Origin of the sequence: Flavobacterium sp. K5-23 (genome assembly GCF_023278045.1) — a bacterium.
Taxonomy (GTDB): Bacteria; Bacteroidota; Bacteroidia; order Flavobacteriales; family Flavobacteriaceae; genus Flavobacterium.
Genome location: NZ_CP056783.1, coordinates 685,438 through 707,983 on the forward strand (window position 1 = coordinate 685,438; position 22,546 = coordinate 707,983).

Below are 22,546 nucleotides of genomic sequence, written 5' to 3' on the forward strand. Positions count from 1 at the left end.
GACTACAACGTTTTCGTTAGTAAGTTAACCTAAACATCACGTTTTGAAGCATAAATACTTCATTAGAAACACTATATTTACATCTTATTTTTTCACGAAATGGCAATTCACAAATTGGATCTTGGTGATTTTGATGAAATAGATTATCTTCTAGTTGCAATTCACACTACATTAGAAGATTATCGATTAGCCTATTTAATCAATCAAAAACTGGACATAAATCTCAGTAAAAACAAGGATGATATTCAGGTAAATAGTAAAGAAGGAGAAGCGAAATTTTCCAGATTTCATCATTACAACTCCGACAAGACTATTTCTTGGAACTTGATTCAAAACAGAAACGAGGTATTCCAAGAGAAAAAAGATTCCATTCAAAATTTATTTTCGGATACAACATTAGAAGTATCTACGAAAGTATATTTACTTCCCGAATTTAAAAAAGCAGATTATTTTTTAAAAATCGAAAATAATATTGAAATGATAGATCTGTCTATAATGAAAAAACTTTTAAATACAATTGATTCGATATCTACTGTTTATACCGTAGATATAAATAAAATAAAATCAAAAAACAATTTAATTTTTTAATACCAATGCTTACAAACAAAAAAACCAAAATTGTAGCCACACTTGGGCCTGCATGTAGTACCAAAGAGATCATAAAAGACATGATTGACGCAGGAGTAAATGTGTTTAGAGTAAATTTCTCACATGCAGATTATTCTGATGTTAAAGAAAAAATCAATATTATTAGATCCCTTAATGCAGAATTTGGATATACCACTGCTATTCTTGGTGATTTACAGGGACCCAAACTACGTGTAGGAGTTATGAATGACGGAGTAGTTGTTAATGATGGTGATTTAATCACTTTTACAACAGCCGAAGACATTGTGGGAACTGCCAAAAAAGTATTCATGAAATACAAAAATTTCCCAAATGATGTAAATCCAGGTGAACGTATTTTATTAGACGATGGAAAACTTATTTTTGAAATTGTTGAAACCGACAAGAATACAGAAGTAATCGCAAGAGTTATACAAGGTGGGGAACTAAAATCTAAAAAAGGTGTAAATCTTCCCAATACTAAAATATCACTTCCTGCAATGACAGAAAAGGATATTGCTGATGCAATTTTTGCCATTGGTCAAGAAGTAGACTGGATTGCACTTTCATTTGTAAAAACACCTAAAGATTTACAAGAACTTCAGGAATTAATATCAGAGCACTCTGATCATAAAATTCCTATTGTTGCTAAAATCGAAATGCCAGAAGCATTAGAGAACATAGATAAAATCCTGGCTTATTGCGATGCCTTGATGGTAGCCCGTGGTGACTTAGGAGTAGAACTTCCTGCTCATGAAGTTCCACTTGTACAGAAAGAATTGATTCGCAAGGCTAAAACTGCCCGAATTCCTGTAATTGTGGCAACACAAATGATGGAAACGATGATTTCAAGTCTTACTCCTACTCGTGCAGAAGTAAATGATGTGGCAAACTCAGTTATGGATGGAGCAGATGCAGTAATGCTTTCTGGAGAAACTGCAACTGGTAATTATCCCGTTCAGGTTATTCAAAAAATGACACAAATTATTGAAGCAGTAGAGGATTCTCCGCTAATTCAAGTGCCACAAAACACACCCCACATTAGAACTAAACGTTTTATCACAAAAAACATTTGTTACCATGCTGCCCTTATGGCAAATGACATTAAGGCCAAAGCAATTTGTACTTTGACCAATAGTGGATATACCGCATTCCAAATTTCAGCCTGGAGACCTTCGGCGCATGTACTGGTTTTTACTTCGAATAAAAGAATCCTAACCCAGTTGAATTTATTGTGGGGAGTAAAATCGTATTATTATGACAAAAGAGTAAGCACGGACGACACAGTGACTGATATAAACGAAATTGTAAAAGAAAAAGGATATGTAACTACTGGTGACTTTGTCATCAATTTAGCTGCAATGCCCATCAAAGAAAAAGGAATGGTGAACACCTTGAGAATTTCGGAGATAGAATAACACCAATTTATACAAGTTAAAATCCGCTTCGTTTTATTTTTAACGAAGCGGATTTTTTGTGCTTAAAAGAAAATTGAATTACATTTGATAAAAATAAACTTATTACCCATGAATTTCAGTTCGAAAAATCCTTTTTTAAATAATAAATCTTTTTCAGCTACAACGGCTACCAGAAAAGAAGAAGTGCACCAAGCCACCATTATTGACTACAATCAAGAAATGACAATGGCAGGAACAATCAACAAAACTTTACTTTTATTTTTACTGCTTACCGCATCAGCAATGGTGATCTGGTGGATGGCTTTTAATGGCCTAAACCCAATAGTACCGGCAATAGGAGGCGCAATAATTGGATTAATATTAGTAATGATTTCCGCTTTCAAACCTCATTTATCACCATATTTAGCTCCTGGTTATGCTTTATTTGAAGGTTTGTTTATTGGTGGAATTTCAGCAATTTTTGAAGCTCGCTACCCTGGAATTGTTATTCAGGCCGTAGGCGCCACTTTTGTGACATTTGCAGTTTGTCTGGGATTGTATAAATTTAAAATTGTAAAAGTTACGGAGCAATTCAAATCGGTTGTGATAGCGGCAACACTTGCCATCGCTACTTATTATCTTATCTCTTGGGTTGTTTCTATGTTTACCAGCTTCCAGCCGGTTCATCACGGTAATTCTATGATGAGCATTGGAATCAGTGTGTTTGTGATTATAATCGCGGCTTTGAATCTATTTTTGGATTTTGACAGAATCGAAAAAGGAGTTCAGGAAAAAATGCCAAAATATATGGAATGGTTTGGCGCTATGGGATTGATGATTACACTTGTGTGGTTATATATCGAATTCTTAAGATTGCTTTCTAAACTTTCAAGTAAAGATTAATTTCAGAAATATTTATAAAATCAAACCTTCTTTAATCGAGAAGGTTTTTTTTATACAACTGATTTTGTAATTAGTTAAGATCTAAAATTTAAAATCAAATTTGAGTTGCACTACAACAGACTTTTTAATCTCAGTGTTTAAGTTATTCAGGGATATTCCGAGCAATCGAACAGAATCTTTCATTCGCTCTTGATATAATAATTCTTTAACTGTTTCGACAATCAAGCCTTTATCAGAAATGAAATAAGGCAAGGTCTTACTTCTGGTTTGCTGGCTAAAATCGCTGTATTTGATTTTCAAGGTCACGGTTTTACCTGCAATTTTGTGCTTTTTTAATCTTCTTTCTAATGTCGAAGCAATCTTATCGAGTTGTTCAACCATAAATATTTCAGAAGAAAGATTAACATCAAAAGTATGCTCGGCCGCAACTGACTTAGTTATTCGGTCTGACTTGACTTCACTATTGTGTATCCCACGAACCACATTGTAATAAAACTTACCGGATTTCCCAAAATGCTTCTCTAGGAATTCTTCAGATTTTGTTTTCAAAATAGCCCCATTAAAAATCCCTAATTGGTACATTTTCTCGGTGGTGACTTTTCCAACTCCGTAAAACTTCTTTATGGGCAGTTCCTCCAGAAACGAAAGAACTTCATCAGGATTGACGGTTTTTTGCCCATTTGGTTTATTATAATCACTTGCGATTTTGGCCACAAATTTATTTACTGAAATTCCGGCCGAAGCGGTCAAACCTACTTCATTAAAAATTCGGAGTCTAATTTCTTCTGCCAATAAGCTTGCGCTAGGATTTCCTTTTTTGTTTTGGGTAACGTCCAGATATGCTTCATCAAGCGATAAAGGCTCGACTAAATCAGTATAATCATGGAAAATCTTATGGATCTTTTTTGATATTTCTTTATACCGCTCAAATCTGGGAGGCACAAAAATAAGATCAGGACAATTGCGCTTGGCCAAAACGCCACTTATGGCACTTCGAACACCAAACTTCCTTGCCTCATAACTCGCTGCCGAAACAACTCCTCGATTTTCAGACCCGCCAACAGCAATGGGTTTTCCTCTAAGAGCAGGATTGTCGAGTTGCTCTACAGAGGCGTAAAAAGCATCCATATCGATGTGTATAATTTTTCTATTTTGAGCAATCTCGGACATACTGCAAATTTATACAAAAACAACCACTTAGATACCTTCTAAAAAAATCTCAATGGAACAAAGATTTTTTATACATTTGGATTTCTTAGCCCAGATGGTAGTGGAAATCTTCGATTGATTAAAACTATTTTTTCTTTTAAAACAAGAGCGACCCAAGAAGCTCCTTTTTTTAAAATAGAAAAAAAGTTTTACGAATGAGAAATTGAAACGGATAGCTGGATTATGCTCCTTATTAAAACAAGCATACTCTTAAAAAAATGATAGAAATAGAACGAAAATTTTTGGTCACTTCTGACGCTTATAAAAAGGAGGCTTTTTCTCAAAAACGAATTGCGCAGGGTTATTTAAGCTCGATTCCAGAACGCACAGTTCGCGTGCGTATAAAAGGAAATAAGGGCTTCTTGACCATAAAAGGGGCCTCAAACAAAACAGGGATGTCGCGTTTTGAATGGGAAAATGAAATTCCAGTTGAAGATGCAAAAGAATTGTTGCTTTTATGCGAAAAAGGAATTATCGACAAAACTAGATATGAAATAAAAATAGGCAATCACATCTATGAAGTTGATGAATTTTACAGCGACAATGAAGGCTTAATTGTAGCAGAAATTGAATTAGACTCAGAATCCGAAAATTTTGAAAAACCGGAATGGTTAGGTGAAGAAGTAACTAAAGACAAGCGGTATTATAATGCGAGTTTGAGTACTAATCCATTTAAAAACTGGTGATTTAACATTATTGCTGTACGGCAATTGTAACTTTTAAAACTCCTTTACCCTTGTGGGCTGCAATATCAAAAAAAGCTCTTCTAGTTAAGTCAAGTTCTCTTCCTTTAGTAAAGGGACCTCTATCGATAACTTCCACGATAACTGACTTACCATTGACTTCATTTGTAACTTTTAATTTTGTGCCAAATGGAAATTTTCTATGAGCCGCAGTGTATTTATTATTGTCAAATCGAATCCCGCTAGATGTTTTTCTACCGTTGAATTTATCATGATAATAAGAGGCGCTTACATTTTTTTTATGCAGTTTGTATTTAGCATTGTCAACAACTAATGTATCTACTCCAGTTTCAAGTTGCACAGCGATAAGTTTTCCTTTCTTTACAGTGTCCTTAACTGCTAGATTTTTTTGGGTAACTGCCTTTTGTTTATCTGAACTTTGACTCTTTGCTATGGTTATAATAACAAGTAAAAATAACAGTGTTATTAATTTTTTCATATGTGTTTTGTTTTGTTAATGTAATATGAGATTGTAAATCTTCATTCGAATTAGTGACCTATAACATCCAGACCATTTCATTTTTCTTTCTTTCCAGGAACCTATTAAACAAAAACTATGCCTTGAAAAAAAAAGTCCTGAAAACAGGACTTTTTTACTTAGTTTCTAGAACCACATAGACCATGGAATTCTACTTAAAATAAGCACTAACCCTAAAGTGTAAAAAATAGAGAAAGTTTTAAATTTTGATTCAGATGTAGTTAGTTTTTTATGTTTCATCCAGCCAATAGTAATTAAAGTAATGGCTATGATATTGATTAATGGATGCTCTAATGATGTTAACCGTAAAGCTTTGTCAGACATTTGGCCTAATGAAGCAATCCCTAAAGGAGATACAACATACAATATCAAACCAATCAATAACTGGGTGTGTGTTCCTATTAATCCCAAGATTGCTATTTTCCTGTCTTTGGCAGTAAACTCTTTTTTGGAAGCCATACCTATAAATGAATTAATAACGGCAACAACTAAAAGAAGTAGTGCTATATAAGCCCAGCCGGAATGGAACATTTTAATAAATTCGTACATAAATTATTTTTTAGATTTTAACAAATATAAACAAAAAAGGCAAAAAAAAGCCCTCATTTCTAAATGAAATGAGGGCTGTGTTTTTTTAAACTAAAATTAGTTAAAAGTATATCTAACTCCAGTTTGAATTTGCCATCTTGATGAATTTAAACCTGAATCATCAATTTGATTAACATTATTTCCTGCAGCAGGGTTGTATCTAAATGTTGGAGTAGTTCCATCAGCTAAGAATCCAACTTGTTGCAACAACTGAACTTGGTCAAATCCAGTAAAGTATCTTTTACCCCAATCTTTATTTAAAAGATTTGTGAAGTTAAATACATCTGCTGAAAATTCTAAAGTATGTTTCTTATTACCAACTTTAATAATGAATTCTTGAGCGAATTTTAAATCAATAATATGACTTGTCTTTAAACGATCTCCATTACGTTCAGCATAAGTTCCTCTTCTACCTCTTAGGTAATCATTCCCTTCAATAAAAGCATTTAACTCATCCCATTGTTGTTGAGCGGTTAATCCACCAGTCGTATTAACTAAGTTAATTTGACTTTGAGTCGCAGGAACAAAAATTAATGCAGAGTTAGAGAATGAATCTTGTAATAAACGACCATTGTCATTATAAACATAACTAATAGGAGTTCCTTGAGCACCTTCATAAAACATACCAATTCTTGTTTTAGTGAATTTGTTCCATTTTAATGTAGCATTACCATTAGAAATAATTCTTCTACCTTGATCAAAATCAGATCTAGATAAAGCTAAAGCATTAGATCCATTTACAGACTCCGTATTATTCCATTGTGAACTATTTTGAGATGATGTAGCATCAAGTAAAACTGTAGACTTACCATAAGAATAAGTTCCAGAAATACTTCCATCAATAAAATCAGATCTGAAGTTTTTAGCTAAAGTAATAGCAGCATTGTATGCTTTACCTTCACTAGTGTTTGAAGCTAAATAAATCCCTAAATACTTGTCATCAACTCTACTAGCTCCATTATAACGTGGTCTTGTATCAGCACCTGTTAATGTAGTAGTTGAAGCTTTAATGTTTAAGTTTTCATATTGAATTGCACTGATATTATCATTGTAAGTTATCTCTGAAGTCAAAACAAACCCTAAAGGTAATTTTTGATCTACTGCAACACTTGCTTTAAATACTTGTGGTAATTTGAAATCTTTTGCAAACAAATCAACGTTACCACCTCTACCTCCAGAACCTGGACGAGGAATTGTTGCTGCAAGTGGAGCAATTTGACTTGCAACACTTGGATTAGGATTGAAAACTGGCATCTGAGAAGCAGTTGTGATTTGGATCGAACCTTGTGTAACACCATTGTTGTTATACGTTCCACCTGGCCATACTAAAGGTAATCTTGATGTAAAGATCCCTAATCCCCCTCTAATTTGAGTAGATTTTTTACCATTAACATCATAATTGAATCCCATACGTGGAGCAAAATGAGCTGAAGTAGCAATACCTTCACCTACAACTGCACCCTTTAAACTTTTACCAGCTGCACTTAATAAACCTGCAGTTCTAGTGTTGAAATCAACATTTGTTAATCCATCTTCCCAAACTGGTACATCAACTCTTACTCCGTATGAAACTTTTAAATTATCATTAAGTTTCATAGTGTTTTGAACATAAAAACCAAATTGTTTCGTTGAGAAATCAGCTGCTCCTAAAGAAGCATCCCCTTCACCACCAATTAATGAGTAGTTCATTAAAAATCTATTTGGTTTAGCGTTATTTAAGAAATCATTAAGGTTAGAAAATCTGTATGCACCATAATTATTTCCGAAGAAAACATTTTTAGCAGAAGAAAATTCATTGTGAGTTCCTAAAGTAATCGTATTCATTCCAGCACTAATTTCGAAATTATCCGAAATTGTAAGCACTTTTTGATTAAGTAAATTAGCTGTAGAAAAAGCTTCAGATCCAAAGAAAATATTTCCTGGTCCATCAACAATTTGAACTGTTGGGAATGGACTTCCTGACGCGTTTCTATCATCATCAACACTTGTATAAGCAACAACTAAGTTATTTGAAAATTTCTCTCCAAATTTAGAACTTAATTCTAAAGATGTTGAATTAGTAGTTGAATTAAACAATTGACTTCCGTTGATAAAGTTTATTGCAGTAGAACTAGATCTGTTTGGAGAAAAGTTCTCCGCTTTAACATAACTATGCTTTAACGATAGTTTGTGATTATCACTAATGTTCCAATCAAGTTTACCAATTAATTTATCACTTTTTAGAGTTCTTACATTGTTATTAAATGATCCTGGATCATAACCGTAACTTGCAAGTTTAGTTAATAACTCACCTATTCTATTTCCTGATGTACCTACATAAGTAGCAATGTCATAAGGTTGTGGTGTTTCATTATCTTGTTTTTCGTAATTGATAAAATAAAACAATTTATTTTTTACAATTGATCCACCTGCTCTAACACCATAAGTTTGTGCAGAGAAATCAGCTAGTTTTTGTCTACCGGCAGCTCCTACTAAAGAAGGAGGTGTTTTTCCAGCTAAAGTTTCATCTCTATTTAAAAAATAAGCTGAACCTTCGAAGTTATTTGTACCTGAACGAGTAATTGCACTAATAGCACCTCCAGCAAAACCAGAAAGTTTCACGTCAAAAGGAGCAACACTTACTTGAAATTGTTCAATTGCATCAATTGAAATTGGACTTACTCCAGTTTGACCTCCATTAGTACCATTAGATGATAATCCAAAAACATCATTACTTACAGCACCATCAATATAGATAGCATTGTATCTGTTGTTTTGACCCCCAATAGATAAAACATCATCACCTCTTAATTGAGCTTGTGGTGTTAATCTTGCGAAATCTGCAATGTTTCTAGATAAAGACGGCAATGCTTTAATTTTGTCAGAGTCAATTACTGTTTGAGCACCTGTTTTTTTAGAATTAAATACATTGTCTTTTATACCCTTCACTACAACTTCTTGTAATTCATTTGTCTTATCAGACAAAGCTACTTTAAAGCTCTTAGAATCACCTAACTGAAGATACACATTATTATCTTCAAATGTACTAAACCCAATAAACGATACTACAACAGTATAAGGACCTCCAACTCTCATATTTGAGATTCTGAAACTTCCATTAACATCTGTAGAAGCCGTATAACGAGTTCCAGATGGTGTGTGTGTAGCTAATACAGACGCACCCGGCAATGTTTGCCCTTCATTGTCATAAACACTTCCGTTTATTGATGACGTAGTGTTACCTTGAGCATTAATATTAGTATTTGCAAAAAGCATTGTTACTAATACCAAAAACAACTTAAATAAGTTTTTCATATTCTTTAATTTGAAATATTTCGGCAAAAATCTAACATTTTTCCCAAATATTTGTTAATTAATTGTTAACAAAAATAGACGCTGCTATAGCTGATTTAACATAAAAAACAATATTCACAGTAATATTGTTAAAAAAGTAATTAATTACTATTCACGCATAGTGTTTTTGAAATAAAACATGCGTTATGTTTAGTTTTTACAGACTATATTTGTTAATAAAAAAACCCAAGTGTTTATAACACAAAACCTTGACTTATGAAAAATCAAGGTTTTATATATTATAATCCAATAAAAAAAACAGGAATTAATTATTTTTCAAAAAATAATTCAATAAAAACTCAGTTGAACAATCGTGGTTATCCACCTTTTTAGTGTTTATTTCCTCTAAAATAGTGTTAGCCAATTGTTTTCCAAGCTCCACTCCCCACTGATCATAACTAAAAATATTCCAGATGATTCCTTGAACAAAAATTTTATGCTCATACAATGCAATCAACGACCCAAGTGACTTTGCGGATAATTTATCAATTAGTATAGTATTCGTAGGCTTATTCCCGTTGAAAACTTTAAAAGGCAAAAGAAATTTTGCTTTTTCAGCATCAAGCCCCTGTTTGTCAAACTCGGACTGAACCTGATCTTTTGTTTTTCCGTGAAGCAAAGCCTCAGTTTGAGCAAAAAAGTTTGACATCAGTTTATTATGATGATCAAGATTACCGTGTAATGGTTTTATGTATCCTATAAAATCAGAAGGAATCAGTTTTGTTCCTTGATGAATCAATTGGAAAAACGCATGTTGCGAATTAGTTCCCGGCTCACCCCAAATAATCGTTCCGGTTTGGTAATTCACGATTTTCCCGTCGCGGCCCACACTTTTACCATTACTTTCCATGATTCCTTGCTGAAGGTATGGCGCTAATTTTTGTAAATATTGGGTGTAAGGAATCAGCGCTTCACTTTCGGCACCAAAGAAATTATTATACCAGATGCTCAATAAGGCTAAAACAACAGGCATATTTTTATCGAAATCCGCCGTTTTAAAATGCGTATCCATTTCACTAGCTCCTTCCAACAATTCTTCGAAATTATCAAAACCAACAGCTAAACTTATAGTAAGTCCTACGGCACTCCATAAAGAAAAACGTCCGCCAACCCAATCCCACATAGGAAATACGTTTTCTGGATTAATTCCAAATTCCGTCACCTTTTGAATATTAGTCGAAACCGCCACGAAATGTTTGGCTACATCCTCTTGAGTTGCCGATTTTAAAAACCACTCCTTAATTGTTTCCGAGTTGGTTAATGTCTCCTGTGTTGTAAATGTTTTCGAAACAACAACGAAAAGAGTAGTTTCCGGATTTATTTTTTTAATGATTTCGTTTACATGATCACCATCAACATTAGAAACAAAATGAACATTCAAATGATTTTTATAATATTGTAAAGCTTCCACCGCCATCGCCGGACCTAAATCAGAACCTCCAATACCAATATTGACAATATCAGTAAAATATTTTCCTGTAAAACCCGTTCTTTTACCAGAAGTAATTTCCTCTGTAAATTTTCGAATATTATTCTTTACTTCATAAACTTCAGGAATAACATTCTGACCGTTTACATTGACAACCGAAGATTCTTTTGCTCTTAAGGCTGTATGTAGCACCGCTCTGTTTTCCGTCTGATTAATGATTCCACCATCAAAATACTCTGCAATTGCAGCTTTTAATCCCATTTCATTTGCCAAATCCAGCAAAAGAGACATTGTCTCGGGATTGATTATGTTTTTGGAATAATCTATCAAAAAGTCATTCCATTTAATATTGAATTTATCTATTCTTGAAGTATCAGTTTGAAACATTTCAGGCATTGAAGCATTTTGCATATCCTGATAATGCGCCTGAAGTTTTTTCCAGGCTACTGTTTCTGTTGGGTTTAATGTATTTAAAGCCATATTGTGATTAGAATTATAGTAGTAGTAACATTGATTGGCAAAAATACTGATTTTAGGTCGAACAGATAAATCCATTTCAATTATAACCAAATTAGGAACGAAAGTGGCTATATTTTAAAATTATGGACAAAAAAAGAACGGAATAGTATCAATTCATTACAAATTAATACTATTCCGTTCTATGTGATTTATTTATAAAGGCATTAGCAAATATAACAGCCCCATTATAAACTTATCCTTTTACAAATTAGCCACACTGTCTAATTCAAATTTAAGAGGAGTAATATATTTCATATAACGTGATTTATTACTTCCATTCATAGGTTCTCCGCTAGGTAATTTTAATTTTAAAGCATCTACCTGAACATTATTTTTCCAAAAACGATAACATACATGTGGGCCTGTTGCCAGACCTGTACTTCCAACTTTTCCAATTACATCCCCCTGATTAACATGTTGACCACGTCTAACCAAAATTTTTGACATATGTAAATATTGAGTAGAGTACGTCCCGTTGTGTTTTACTTTTACATAATTTCCGTTTCCGGCAGTATATCCTGTTTGCACAACGGTTCCTGCAGCAGTAGTGGTAATTGGCGTTCCTCTTGGCGCAGCATAATCAGTTCCTTTATGCGCTTTCCATCTTTGTTGCACAGGGTGAAACCTGTTAGTTGAAAATCGAGAAGAAATTCTACTGAATTTTATGGGTGTCTTCAGGAAAAAATTCTTCAACGTTTTACCTTCTTCATCATAATACTCCGTTTTTCCAGAAGAAGAATTTTGAGAATAAGGAAAGGCATAAACGATTTTCCCTTTATATTCGAAAAAAGAAGCTTCCATATTTTCCACTCCGTCATAAATAGAATCGTTAATATATCTTTCCGTAAAAGTAATTGCAAATCGATCCCCTCTTTTTAATTTAAAAAAGTCAATAGACCAGGAATAAATTTTAGTGATTTTATTGGCTAAGGCCGCTTCAACATGTGCATTCCCTAAAGTTTCAGACAATGAGCCTTTCAAAACTCCACCAATCGTTCTTCTCTTGATGGTAATGGGTTTGACTTTTTTATAAGCAACAACTGCGGAATCTCTAAAATCAAAAACAAAATAATTTAAAGCGTCAGGTTGATAGATAAGAACCTGAAGTTTATTTTTTCTGTCTTTAGACCTTAAGACAGTGTAAGGCTTATTGTACCTGATTGTCCTTACATTAAAAGTGTCTTTAACGCTTTGAACTATATCATAAACTTTTCTGTCCCCTATATTCTGCCTTTCTAAAATAGACCCAAAAGCATCTCCTTTTCTTACCGTATCCTGAACCACATTAAAATTGGCGTAATTAAACCCAAAATCGGATTTTTTATCGACCTTTATTACAATCTTAGAATCTAACTCTTCATTAAATTCATCATTAGACTTATTACATGATAATATAGATGCTAATACTATAATTATTATTAATACTTGTTTCAAACTAACTTTGTTTTTTTTGATTTTAACCTAAATTTCCACTCCCCAATTTGCTAATTCATCAGCGCTCCATAATTCAGGAAAAAATATTCGTCGTTGGTATTTCGGGTGCATGTATTTTTTCCAATCACTTCCACCAGTTGCTTCACCTGTTCCCTGACCACTATCAATATACTTTCTTGCTGCATTTAAATGCCCCATAACCCAAGTAATATTTACCGTATGGTCATAATGACGCATTGCTTTTATTAATTCAGGATTCTTCTGATCTGAATCAGGAAGTTGTTTGAACTTTTGCCAAATATTAATGGTGTTGTATTCCTCCATATGTCTAAGGAAAGCGTCCTTGTATTTTTTTTCAAACTCATCAAGTAAAAAAGATTTTTTTCCTGTATGGTAATCTTTTCCAGCGGCTTGCCAATATAAGTGTTCGAAAGCAAATTCATAAGGAGTGTTCCTGTCAATTGTCTCTCTATATCTATGATCTATAAGATTGATTAAATCCGTAGAAGAAAATTCTATTAAACGGTATTGTGCACTTTGAAAACCACTTGCTGGTGTAAGTGTGTTTCTAAATTTCATATACTGTTCCACTTCCATTCCGTCACCCATTATATCAAATGAAGTAGTCAACATATCAAAATAACGGCTGATACGCATTAACCTTTCGGTAAAAAATTCTGTTTTAATATCTTGAGCATACGAGATTTGATTCATTTCCCAAAGAATCATCTTAAATATCAGTTCATTAACCTGATGATACATGATGAAAACCATTTCATCTGGAAGTACAGTTCTTTGAATCTGAAGATTCAATAAAGCATCTGTCTGGATATAATCCCAATATGTAATTGGCTTAGACCATAATAACCCCTCAAGATGTGTTTCTGTTTTTTGATTTATGGCTTTATATTTAAGCTCAATATCATTTAAAATCGCTGCTGAATTATCAGTAATACTCATTATATTTTTATTTTGAACGGATTTTTTAATCCTTTAAATGCATCTAAATCTGCTTTTATGGACCCTATTGCAAGATCTGCTTTTATCCGTACGGGAAGCCTGTTTTCATCATCTGAAATCCAGACTGTTAAACTCTCCTGTTCTTTAAAAACACGCCCTGACTGTACCAGTGGTCTAAAGACCATAGAAGACACAACGCCAAATTTAGTCGTAATATCTTCACGACCTATGAATTTTAACTTAAATTTTGTGGTTTCTTCATCAAAAAACATATCAATAGCGATTGACTCTCCGGGTTTAATTTTATCAATATTGGGATAATTTCTTAAATAATAGAAAGTAGATAATATGTCTTGGGTGTTTTTAGGAATTACAAAAGTCTTTTCGTTTTTATTTTTGTAATCTTTTACCAGAATTTTATTGGCTGATTGATTAAAAAAACCTTCCTGGTTTTTAGTATACCCTCCTTCATTTATTTTTCTGACAAACTGATAAGGACTTTCGGTTTCTTTATCGATATAGCTTTCATACAAGTCGTCTACTTTGAAAAAGAAGCGAGACATTCCTGTTGTATACCCTTTACCTATTACGTGATAAGCTTTTTTTCCCTGAAACATTGCGTCTTTTACTTCAAGCGTAGCGTATCCCGCATTTACAAAGCCATAATGGATTCTAAATTTAAACCATTCCCCTGTATCATAAGCGTCAACATTACGGGAATCAAAACTTACGGTTAATATCAATATTAAGAATAGTACTATTTTTTTCATAATTTACTTTGTCTGTTTATTGACAGTAGTTGCAAATTTTATTCCAAATATATTAAAACAAAAAAACTCAGTCAAATAATGACTGAGTTTTTATGCTATTAACTAACCAAAAAACTATAAATTATGAAATTTATATCAAATTGAAAGGAAACCACCCCTTTCATTTTGCGAGTGCAAAGGTAGTCAACAAATCCAGTAATTGAAACGAAAAACAAAGTTTAACACAACATGTGCAAAACAATGCGTTGTTCATCGGTTATTTTTTCACATAATGTAAAAATAATCTACTTTTATAGCGTTCCTCGCAATTCTTGTTCTCTCTCGATTGACTCAAACAAAGCCTTAAAATTACCCGCACCAAAACCTTTAGCACCCATTCTTTGAATAATTTCAAAGAACAAGGTAGGTCTATCTTGAACTGGCTTAGTAAATATTTGCAATAAATATCCGTCTTCGTCTGCATCAACCATAATAGCTAACTTTTCTATTTCAGCCAAGTCTTCTTTCATCATATCCATATGCACACCTAATCTTTCAGGAATTGCTTGGTAATAAGTATGAGGTGGTGCTGATAAAAATTCAACTCCTCTTGCTTTTAATTGCGATACTGTATTGATAATGTCATCGGTTGCAATTGCGATATGCTGAATTCCAGGTCCGCCGTAAAAATCTAAATATTCTTCAATTTGAGATTTTTTCTTTCCTTCGGCAGGTTCATTGATAGGAAATTTAATTCTTCCGTTACCATTTGACATTACTTTACTCATCAAAGCAGAATATTCTGTATTAATTTGTTTGTCATCGAATGAAAGGAAGTTTACAAATCCCATAACGTCCTCGTAAAACTTAACCCAAGTGTTCATTTCATTCCAACCTACATTCCCAACCATATGATCTATGTATTTTAGACCTGTTGGTTCCGGATTGTAATCCGATTTCCATTCTTTATATCCTGGCAAGAAAACTCCTTTGTAGTTTTTACGCTCCACAAAAATATGAACCGTTTCTCCATAAGTATAAATTCCAGATCGTACTACTTCACCAAACTCGTCTTTTTCAACCGTAGGCTCCATAAAAGAACGAGCACCACGCTTCATTGTTTCTTCGTAAGCGCTAGTAGCATCTTCTACCCAAAGAGCGGCAACTTTTACTCCGTCACCATGCTTTTTCAAATGGTCGTGTAAAGGAGAATCCTGCGTTAAAGGTGTCGTTAATACGATACGTATCTTATCCTGTTTTAAAACATAAGAAGTTCTATCTCTCACTCCTGTTTCTAATCCTGCATAAGCCAATGATTGATATCCAAAAGCCGTTTTATAATAATGTGCTGATTGTTTTGCGTTTCCTACGTAGAATTCCACATAATCAGTTCCTAATAAAGGAAGAAAATCTTGTGCTCCCTCAAATATTTTTTCTAATCCGTATTCTACTGATTTTACTTCTTTTGCCATTGTGTTTATTTTTTATGTTTCGGATTTCTTTTATGATTACCGAAAATGTTGTTGATTATTCTAAAGCCCTAGCCCTGATGGAAGCGGCATCCCACGTTTTTTACGTGGATACAGCGGACAGCAGGATATAGCTCCTAATTATTGTTATAATCTAATTTTCTTAGTGAGACTACTCTACCCAAGATTTATAGTACTGTCCATCATCTAGTCCCATTGCTTCTTCAGTCACCATTAAGGGTCTGAAGGTATCCACCATTACAGCTAATTCCTCGGTTCCTATATGACCAATGCTACGCTCCATAGCTCCTGGTGCTGGGCCGTGTGGAATTCCTTTTGGGTGTAAGGTGATGTGTCCTTGCTCAATATTGTTGCGGCTCATAAAATCCCCAGCTACATAATACAACACCTCATCACTATCTATATTACTATGATTGTATGGTGCGGGAATTGCTTTTGGATGGTAATCGTATAATCTAGGTACGAATGAACAAATTACGAAAGTTGATGTTTCGAATGTTTGATGTATTGGCGGGGGTAAATGCACACGTCCAGTTATAGGTTCGAAGTTATGAATACTAAAACCATAAGGGAAATTATAACCATCCCAACCTACTACATCAAAAGGATGAGTTGCATAAACTACTTCATGCATCATTCCTTCTTTTTTTATTTTAATTAAAAAATCACCTTTTTCATCATGTGTTTCTAACTCGCTTGGTAATTTAAAATCACGCTCACAAAATGGTGAGTGCTCTAAATGCTGCCCTGACTCGTTTTTATAACGCTTAGGGGTATAAAAAGGCGCGTAAGACTCTACATATAACAGTCTGTTTTCTGATGTTTCAAAATCAATTTGATAAATCATTCCGCGAGGGATAATAAGGTAATCTCCATATTCGAATGGAATATTCCCCATCATGGTACGCAATTTACCTTTTCCTTTGTGGATGAAAATCATCTCATCAGCATCGGCATTTTTATAGAAATAATCTCTTAAGGATTTTTTTGGCGCAGCGAGCCCTACAATACAATCTTTATTTACAAGCATTGCTTTGCGGCTGTCAAGGAAATCGTCTTCGGGTTTTAATTCAAATCCTTTAAACAATAAAGACTTAATGTTTTTACCAATGGCGATTTTAGGCTCTACTGAATAGGATTTTGTGATTTCCTTTACTTGAGTAGGTCTATGAACATGATATAATAAGGCGGAATTTCCATGAAACCCTTCTGTTCCAAAAAGTTGTTCGTAATACAAACCTCCTTCAGGCTTTTCAAATTGTGTGTGTCTTTTTTGAGGGAAAGTCCCCAATTTATGATATAACGGCATAATTTTTTTGTTTATAAGTTGTACGTTGTAATACTTTGTTACACGCTAAATAAAACCAAAAAAAGTTATTCAGGATTTCTCTTGATTAGGAATTGAAGATATTCTAATAAACCGGTCCAATTAGTTTTCATTGTAACAAATATCGTGATTATTTTTAAATAATTAAAGATTAAAACCAAAATCCAGTACTTATTGTCGTAAACCCTTTACTTAATTCCGGAGACCATGAATATTTTATTTCTACAGGCCCTATCACTGTTTCGAGACCGTAACCTACTGCAAATCCAGAATATTTAGGAATAGAAATCCAATCTACAGTTGTAAAGATATCGTCACCGAGATTAGCGAAATTAGCAGAGAAATTCAAATGATTTTTTTTGTAAATCTCATAATCGACAGTAATAGTTGACTTTATATAACTATTACCCGCTAAACTCAAATAATCATAGCCATAAAAATGTCTGAAATTATTTATTTGATTATAGCCATATCCTCCTAAAACAAAGTTGAAAAAAGAAACACTGTCAGGACCAATTGAAAAACCAGCTTCGGTTTGTACCAATAAAGTGGTTTTGTTAAATATTTTTGTAGCAAATCCAGCATCTGCTTTTGCGATAGAAAACGGATTAAATTTATTAGTATAATCAGAAGAAAATAAATACGATTGAATATCCCCTGAGAAATACCAACCCTTTTTAGGAAAATATTTATCATCCATTGAATCAAATTTCAAATAGCTAAAAATACTGAGATAACTACTTCTGTCAATTACTGGAATATTACTTTCCAGTGTTTCTGATTTGATTTTCAAAAACTTTAACTCCGCCCCCACTCCGATTAAAAATCGTTGTATGAAAAAAGACTGAAAATACACCTGATTTGACAAGTCGTAAAAATCAATATTTATAGTATTCAGATTTAAATCATCTAGACTTGACGCACTTATTTCTTTAGTTACATTTTTATTAAACCGATTGTATCGCGATTTAAAACCTAAACTCAAATTAGAACCATTGTCTAGGCTGTAATCTAAATTATATCTAAAATTATCCCCTAAAATAACATCTAAAGAAGTGACATCGTTTTTAAAGAAGGTTTTCTTACGGGTCAAATTGATTAAGACAGCGCTTTTATACAATCCGTCAAAATGTAGCCCAAATTTCAAAAATGTTTTTGTTCTGTTTTCTTTTAAATTGATCTTCAAATCATCTCCATTTCCGTTTGCCTCAAGTGAATAATTAATGACCCTGAAATTTTGCGTGGCACTTATGTTGTCCATTCCTTTTTGCAAATCGTCATAGCTGATTTTTGACCCAGGTTTAAATCTTAATTTCCCAACAACATATTCTTTTGTATAATTATCCAGTTCATTACAGTATATGTTTTGAATTTGTAAACTATCCGCAACTAATTTCAACTTAGGCTTTCTGTACTTATTCCCTTCTGGAACCAGCTCTTTTATTTTTTCATAAACAGAAAAAGCCGCGTCTTCCCCTTTCCTAATAATTTCTTGCCCTTTATCGAATGATATCACTCCGTAATTTTTGATGTCTGGTTTTACATAAACATCCGTATCTAGGATTTTTTTACTCATTTCATCCATCGATTGAAGATTTGTAATCTGCACTAAAATTTTAGTAGCATCATTCAATTGATCCCTTAGATATAAATCATTTTGCACATCGACACCAATGACAATATCAGCGCCTAATTTTCTTATTTCTTCAATTGGATAATTATTAGAAACTCCACCATCCACCAGAAGCTTCCCATCAACTTCAACAGGGGTAAACAAGGACGGGAAAGCTGAACTAGCGGCCAATGCATGGACCAGATTGCCTTTGTTCAGCAAAACTTCCTCTCCTGTTTCAATGTTTGTCCCTATACACAAAAAAGGAATCGGTAATTCATTAAAATCCCTTACATGCCTTACATTTCGTGTAATTTTACTTAATAGATTAAAATTATACATCCCTTTTGAAAGCGCCTCTGGAATTCCAATTTTGAAATTATTAAAAGGCAGGACTAATGCGTAGAGCTCATCGTTTCTTTTTTCAGAGAAATTTTTGGTTGACCTCGGTATAAAATCATTCAGCAGTTCGTCAAAATTTGTAGTTTGAAAAATGGAGTCTATCTGAGTGGCATTGTATCCTGTGGCATAAAGTCCACCTACAACTGCTCCCATGCTGGTTCCTCCTATATAATCGATTTTCACCCCTGCTTCTTCAAGGACTTTTAAAACCCCGATATGCGCAAAACCCTTCGCTCCTCCACCACTTAAAACCAAGCCAATTTTAGGCCGATTTTGTTCTTGGGAAAACAAAGTCAAACAACTGAAAAACAAAATTATTAATAAACTATTTTTTTTCATACACCGTTAATAATCACATTATAATGATTGTCTTACTATTCAGAGTCATTGATAAAGGCATTCTAAAATATTTTTAAATTTGCAGTAAAAGAACCCAATTCCATGAGTTTCAATCACTCTTTATTTAGTGTTTTGTAAAAGTCGGTAATTTTTTTGGCTTTAGACACACCTATAACGCCGGAAATTTCCTTTTCGGATGCTAATTTCAATCTTTTAACACTTTTAAAGTGCTGGATTAAAGCCAGCATTGTTTTTTCTCCTATTCCGGGAATCGATTCAATCGAGGAATTCAAAGCCGCTTTACTCCTTTTGTCCCTGTGATGTGTTATTCCAAAACGGTGTGCTTCATTCCGTAACTGCTGAATTATTTTTAAGGTTTCTGATTTTTTATCCAGGTACAAAGGAACTGAGTCTCCAGGATAAAACAACTCTTCCAGTCTTTTAGCAATTCCTATTACAGCAATTTTTCCTCTCAAGCCTAATTCATCAATACTCTTTAGTGCCGATGACAATTGTCCTTTTCCACCGTCAATGATTATCAATTGTGGCAAGGGCTGGTTTTCCTCTAACAATCTTTTATACCTACGAAAAACCACTTCTTGCATAGATGCAAAGTCATCAGGTCCCTCTACTGTTTTTATATTAAAATGTCGGTAATCCTTTTTACTTGGCTTTCCGTCTTTAAAAACCACGCAAGCTGCCACGGGATTTGTACCTTGAATGTTGGAGTTGTCAAAACATTCAATGTGTCTTGGCTCAACTGGTAAGCGCAAATCTTTTTGCATTTGTGCCATAATTCGCTTCGTATGTCTGTCAGGATCCACAATCTGCAATTGTTTCAGTTGCTCAATCCTATAGAACTTAGCATTTCGAATCGACAAATCGAGAATTTGTTTTTTATCCCCAAGCTGTGGCACCGTGACTTTTATATTCTCTCCAAGATCTACTGTAAACGGCACTACTATTTCTTTAGACAACAATTGAAAACGTTCTCTTAATTCTATAATTGCCAGTTCTAATAATTCTTCATCGGTTTCATCTAATTTCTTTTTAATTTCCATAGTATGGGAACGTATAATCGCCCCATAGGAGATTTGAAGGAAGTTGACATAAGCGGCACTTTCATCAGATACGATGGAGAAAACATCGATATTAGTGATTTTTGGATTTACAATAGTGGAACGAGATTGATAATTTTCTAGGACTTCTATTTTTTCTTTTATTTTTTGGGCTTCCTCAAAACGCATCTCCTGAGCCAATTCAGTCATCAGTTTTTTAAAATCCTTCATACTGTCCTTGAAATTTCCTTTTAAAATTTCTCGAATGGCATCCACTTTTTTTTGATATTCTTCTAATGCTTCTAGTCCCTCGCAAGGCCCTTTACAATTCCCAATATGATATTCTAAACAAACTTTAAATTTTCCACTGTCGATATTCGATTTGTTCAAATCATAATTACAGTTTCGAAGCGGATACAGTTCTTTTATTAGCCCCATTATTGTATGTACTGTCTTGAAACTGGTGTATGGCCCAAAATATTCCGATCCGTCCTTAACCATTCTACGGGTAGCAAAAATGCGCGAAAAAGGTTCTTTCTTAATACAAATCCAAGGATAACTCTTATCATCTCGCAACAACACATTATACCGTGGTTGCAATGTTTTTATAAGGTTGTTTTCCAATAAAAGAGCATCCGTTTCTGTAGGGACAACTATATGTTTTATACTTACAATCTTCTTGACCAGCACATTCGTTTTTGCCGTGTCATGAATTTTATTAAAATAGGAGGAAACTCTCTTTTTTAAATTTTTTGCCTTTCCTACATACAAAATTTTCCCTTCCTTATCATAATATTGATACACGCCGGGACTGTCTGGTAAAGTTTGTATTTGAAGTTCTAAAGAAGGAGTTGTCATTATAGAATGCTGCTTTTTGATTTTTTTTCGTTCCTCAAAATTACAAATAAGAAATTCTAATTTAGGAAAACTACTCATAACTTATAATTCCTATCCTATAATTGTATAATTTTATCGTTTTTACTTACTATGAACAGTCCCGAACAAAAAATTATTACCATTTTAGGAGAAACTATTTTACCCGGAGAAAGCAAAACCATTAATATGGAAATTGCAAAACTCCATACGATGACCCCTCTTAAAATCCCCATTATTGTTGAGCGTTCTAAACTTGACGGTCCTACCGTTTTACTTTCGGCGGGATTGCATGGTGATGAAATTAATGGGGTTGAAATTGTTCGTCAGCTCATTACCCAAAAAATAAACAAACCAAAAACCGGAACAATAATATGTATACCGGTTATAAATGTTTTTGGTTTTATCAATCAAAAACGAGAATTTCCTGACGGTCGTGATTTAAACAGAATATTCCCTGGAAACAAATCAGGTTCCCTAGCCAGCAGGTTTGCCTATCATTTATTGAATGAAGTATTGCCTCATGTCGATTATGCAATTGATTTTCACGCAGGAGGTGCCAGTAGATTCAATGTATCACAAGTTAGAATTGCTCCTAACAACTCGGAATTGAAATCCTTGGCTGATGTTTTTCACGCCCCTTTTGCATTGTATTCAAAAAACATTGCTGGTTCTTATAGAAATGCCTGCGAAAAAATTGGGGTGAAAATGCTTTTATTCGAAGGGGGGAAGTCCATTGATTTGAATGAAGAAGTAACAAGACAAGGGGTAGAAGGCAGCAAGAGAGTATTAAGTCACCTTGGAATGTTAAGTGATCTTCAAAAAATTATAATTCCTGATGATGAAACCATCTATATTAAAAAATCGAGCTGGATTAGAGCCAAATATTCCGGAATGTTTCACAGTATCACTAAGGTAGGAAGTTACATTGAAAAAGGACAATTATTAGCGACGATTTCTGATCCTTACGGTAAAATTGAGCACAAGGTAAAATCACCAAATTCGGGGTATATTATCAACGTTAATGAAGCTCCCATTGTTTATCAAGGAGACGCTATTTACCATATTTCGAATAAATTAGAAGAATAATAAGCTAA

At 33.7% G+C, this 22,546-nt stretch carries 17 protein-coding genes; 5 read left to right on the forward strand and 12 right to left on the reverse strand.

Annotated elements, in window-relative coordinates; all coding sequences use genetic code 11:
- Positions 1-99 precede the first annotated feature (99 nt).
- The 3 genes from FLAK523_RS03080 (at position 100) to FLAK523_RS03090 (ending at position 2,906) form a co-directional block, all read left to right on the forward strand.
- Positions 100-588 carry an IPExxxVDY family protein gene (locus FLAK523_RS03080; RefSeq protein WP_248906443.1) on the forward strand — a complete coding sequence of 163 codons (489 nt, stop codon included), beginning with the start codon at positions 100-102 and terminating at the stop codon, positions 586-588.
- 5 nt (positions 589-593) lie between these two features.
- Entirely contained in the window at positions 594-2,024 is a 1,431-nt protein-coding gene (gene pyk, locus FLAK523_RS03085; protein ID WP_248906445.1) for a pyruvate kinase, read from the forward strand.
- 108 nt (positions 2,025-2,132) lie between these two features.
- On the forward strand, positions 2,133-2,906 hold the full coding sequence (locus FLAK523_RS03090; protein WP_248906447.1) for a Bax inhibitor-1/YccA family protein: 774 nt from the start codon (positions 2,133-2,135) through the stop codon (positions 2,904-2,906).
- A gap of 81 nt (positions 2,907-2,987) precedes the next feature.
- Here FLAK523_RS03090 and dinB read toward each other — a convergent pair whose 3' ends face one another.
- Positions 2,988-4,076, reverse strand: a complete 1,089-nt coding sequence (gene dinB / locus FLAK523_RS03095; protein ID WP_248906449.1) for a DNA polymerase IV — start codon at positions 4,074-4,076, stop codon at positions 2,988-2,990.
- A 257-nt stretch (positions 4,077-4,333) separates the two neighbouring features.
- Between dinB and FLAK523_RS03100 the strand changes: the two genes are divergently transcribed.
- Entirely contained in the window at positions 4,334-4,801 is a 468-nt protein-coding gene (locus FLAK523_RS03100) for a CYTH domain-containing protein (protein ID WP_248906451.1), read from the forward strand.
- 7 nt (positions 4,802-4,808) lie between these two features.
- On the opposite strand, the gene FLAK523_RS03105 is transcribed toward FLAK523_RS03100, so the two are convergent.
- From FLAK523_RS03105 to uvrC, 11 genes are all read right to left on the reverse strand, one after another.
- Entirely contained in the window at positions 4,809-5,297 is a 489-nt protein-coding gene (locus FLAK523_RS03105) for a septal ring lytic transglycosylase RlpA family protein (RefSeq protein WP_248906453.1), read from the reverse strand.
- 165 nt (positions 5,298-5,462) lie between these two features.
- Entirely contained in the window at positions 5,463-5,885 is a 423-nt protein-coding gene (locus tag FLAK523_RS03110; protein WP_248906455.1) for a hypothetical protein, read from the reverse strand.
- A 96-nt stretch (positions 5,886-5,981) separates the two neighbouring features.
- Entirely contained in the window at positions 5,982-9,218 is a 3,237-nt protein-coding gene (locus FLAK523_RS03115) for a TonB-dependent receptor (protein WP_248906457.1), read from the reverse strand.
- Between the two features lie 304 nt (positions 9,219-9,522).
- Complete coding sequence (gene pgi, locus FLAK523_RS03120; RefSeq protein WP_248908040.1) at positions 9,523-11,166, reverse strand: glucose-6-phosphate isomerase; 1,644 nt, start codon at positions 11,164-11,166, stop codon at positions 9,523-9,525.
- Between the two features lie 240 nt (positions 11,167-11,406).
- Complete coding sequence (locus FLAK523_RS03125; protein WP_248906459.1) at positions 11,407-12,639, reverse strand: peptidoglycan DD-metalloendopeptidase family protein; 1,233 nt, start codon at positions 12,637-12,639, stop codon at positions 11,407-11,409.
- Positions 12,640-12,666: 27 nt separating this feature from the next.
- Positions 12,667-13,599 (reverse strand): tryptophan 2,3-dioxygenase family protein, encoded by a 933-nt coding sequence (locus tag FLAK523_RS03130; RefSeq protein ID WP_248906461.1) that lies wholly within the window; start codon positions 13,597-13,599, stop codon positions 12,667-12,669.
- Positions 13,599-14,369 carry a DUF3108 domain-containing protein gene (locus tag FLAK523_RS03135; RefSeq protein ID WP_248906463.1) on the reverse strand — a complete coding sequence of 257 codons (771 nt, stop codon included), beginning with the start codon at positions 14,367-14,369 and terminating at the stop codon, positions 13,599-13,601. Before FLAK523_RS03135 ends, FLAK523_RS03130 begins: the two co-directional genes overlap by 1 nt.
- A 290-nt stretch (positions 14,370-14,659) precedes the next feature.
- Positions 14,660-15,820, reverse strand: a complete 1,161-nt coding sequence (gene hppD / locus FLAK523_RS03140) for a 4-hydroxyphenylpyruvate dioxygenase (RefSeq protein ID WP_248906465.1) — start codon at positions 15,818-15,820, stop codon at positions 14,660-14,662.
- Between the two features lie 169 nt (positions 15,821-15,989).
- A complete protein-coding gene (locus FLAK523_RS03145) occupies positions 15,990-17,147 on the reverse strand; it encodes a homogentisate 1,2-dioxygenase (RefSeq protein WP_248906467.1) in 1,158 nt (385 codons plus the stop codon).
- A gap of 169 nt (positions 17,148-17,316) precedes the next feature.
- Entirely contained in the window at positions 17,317-19,518 is a 2,202-nt protein-coding gene (locus FLAK523_RS03150; protein ID WP_248906469.1) for a patatin-like phospholipase family protein, read from the reverse strand.
- 113 nt (positions 19,519-19,631) lie between these two features.
- Positions 19,632-21,434 (reverse strand): excinuclease ABC subunit UvrC, encoded by a 1,803-nt coding sequence (gene uvrC, locus FLAK523_RS03155; protein ID WP_248908041.1) that lies wholly within the window; start codon positions 21,432-21,434, stop codon positions 19,632-19,634.
- Positions 21,435-21,563: 129 nt separating this feature from the next.
- Here uvrC and FLAK523_RS03160 point away from each other — a divergent pair, with 129 nt between their 5' ends.
- Positions 21,564-22,538, forward strand: a complete 975-nt coding sequence (locus FLAK523_RS03160) for a succinylglutamate desuccinylase/aspartoacylase family protein (protein ID WP_248906471.1) — start codon at positions 21,564-21,566, stop codon at positions 22,536-22,538.
- Positions 22,539-22,546: the final 8 nt, after the last annotated feature.

Coding starts and splice junctions, on each gene's coding strand:
- FLAK523_RS03110 (WP_248906455.1), bottom strand. CDS start 5,885: ATGTACGAATTTATTAAAATGTTCCATTCCGGCTGGGCTTATATAGCA.
- dinB (WP_248906449.1), bottom strand. CDS start 4,076: ATGTCCGAGATTGCTCAAAATAGAAAAATTATACACATCGATATGGAT.
- FLAK523_RS03145 (WP_248906467.1), bottom strand. CDS start 17,147: ATGCCGTTATATCATAAATTGGGGACTTTCCCTCAAAAAAGACACACA.
- FLAK523_RS03100 (WP_248906451.1), top strand. CDS start 4,334: ATGATAGAAATAGAACGAAAATTTTTGGTCACTTCTGACGCTTATAAA.
- FLAK523_RS03115 (WP_248906457.1), bottom strand. CDS start 9,218: ATGAAAAACTTATTTAAGTTGTTTTTGGTATTAGTAACAATGCTTTTT.
- FLAK523_RS03130 (WP_248906461.1), bottom strand. CDS start 13,599: ATGAGTATTACTGATAATTCAGCAGCGATTTTAAATGATATTGAGCTT.
- FLAK523_RS03135 (WP_248906463.1), bottom strand. CDS start 14,369: ATGAAAAAAATAGTACTATTCTTAATATTGATATTAACCGTAAGTTTT.
- uvrC (WP_248908041.1), bottom strand. CDS start 21,434: ATGACAACTCCTTCTTTAGAACTTCAAATACAAACTTTACCAGACAGT.
- FLAK523_RS03150 (WP_248906469.1), bottom strand. CDS start 19,518: ATGAAAAAAAATAGTTTATTAATAATTTTGTTTTTCAGTTGTTTGACT.
- FLAK523_RS03090 (WP_248906447.1), top strand. CDS start 2,133: ATGAATTTCAGTTCGAAAAATCCTTTTTTAAATAATAAATCTTTTTCA.
- hppD (WP_248906465.1), bottom strand. CDS start 15,820: ATGGCAAAAGAAGTAAAATCAGTAGAATACGGATTAGAAAAAATATTT.
- FLAK523_RS03160 (WP_248906471.1), top strand. CDS start 21,564: ATGAACAGTCCCGAACAAAAAATTATTACCATTTTAGGAGAAACTATT.
- pgi (WP_248908040.1), bottom strand. CDS start 11,166: ATGGCTTTAAATACATTAAACCCAACAGAAACAGTAGCCTGGAAAAAA.
- FLAK523_RS03080 (WP_248906443.1), top strand. CDS start 100: ATGGCAATTCACAAATTGGATCTTGGTGATTTTGATGAAATAGATTAT.
- FLAK523_RS03105 (WP_248906453.1), bottom strand. CDS start 5,297: ATGAAAAAATTAATAACACTGTTATTTTTACTTGTTATTATAACCATA.
- pyk (WP_248906445.1), top strand. CDS start 594: ATGCTTACAAACAAAAAAACCAAAATTGTAGCCACACTTGGGCCTGCA.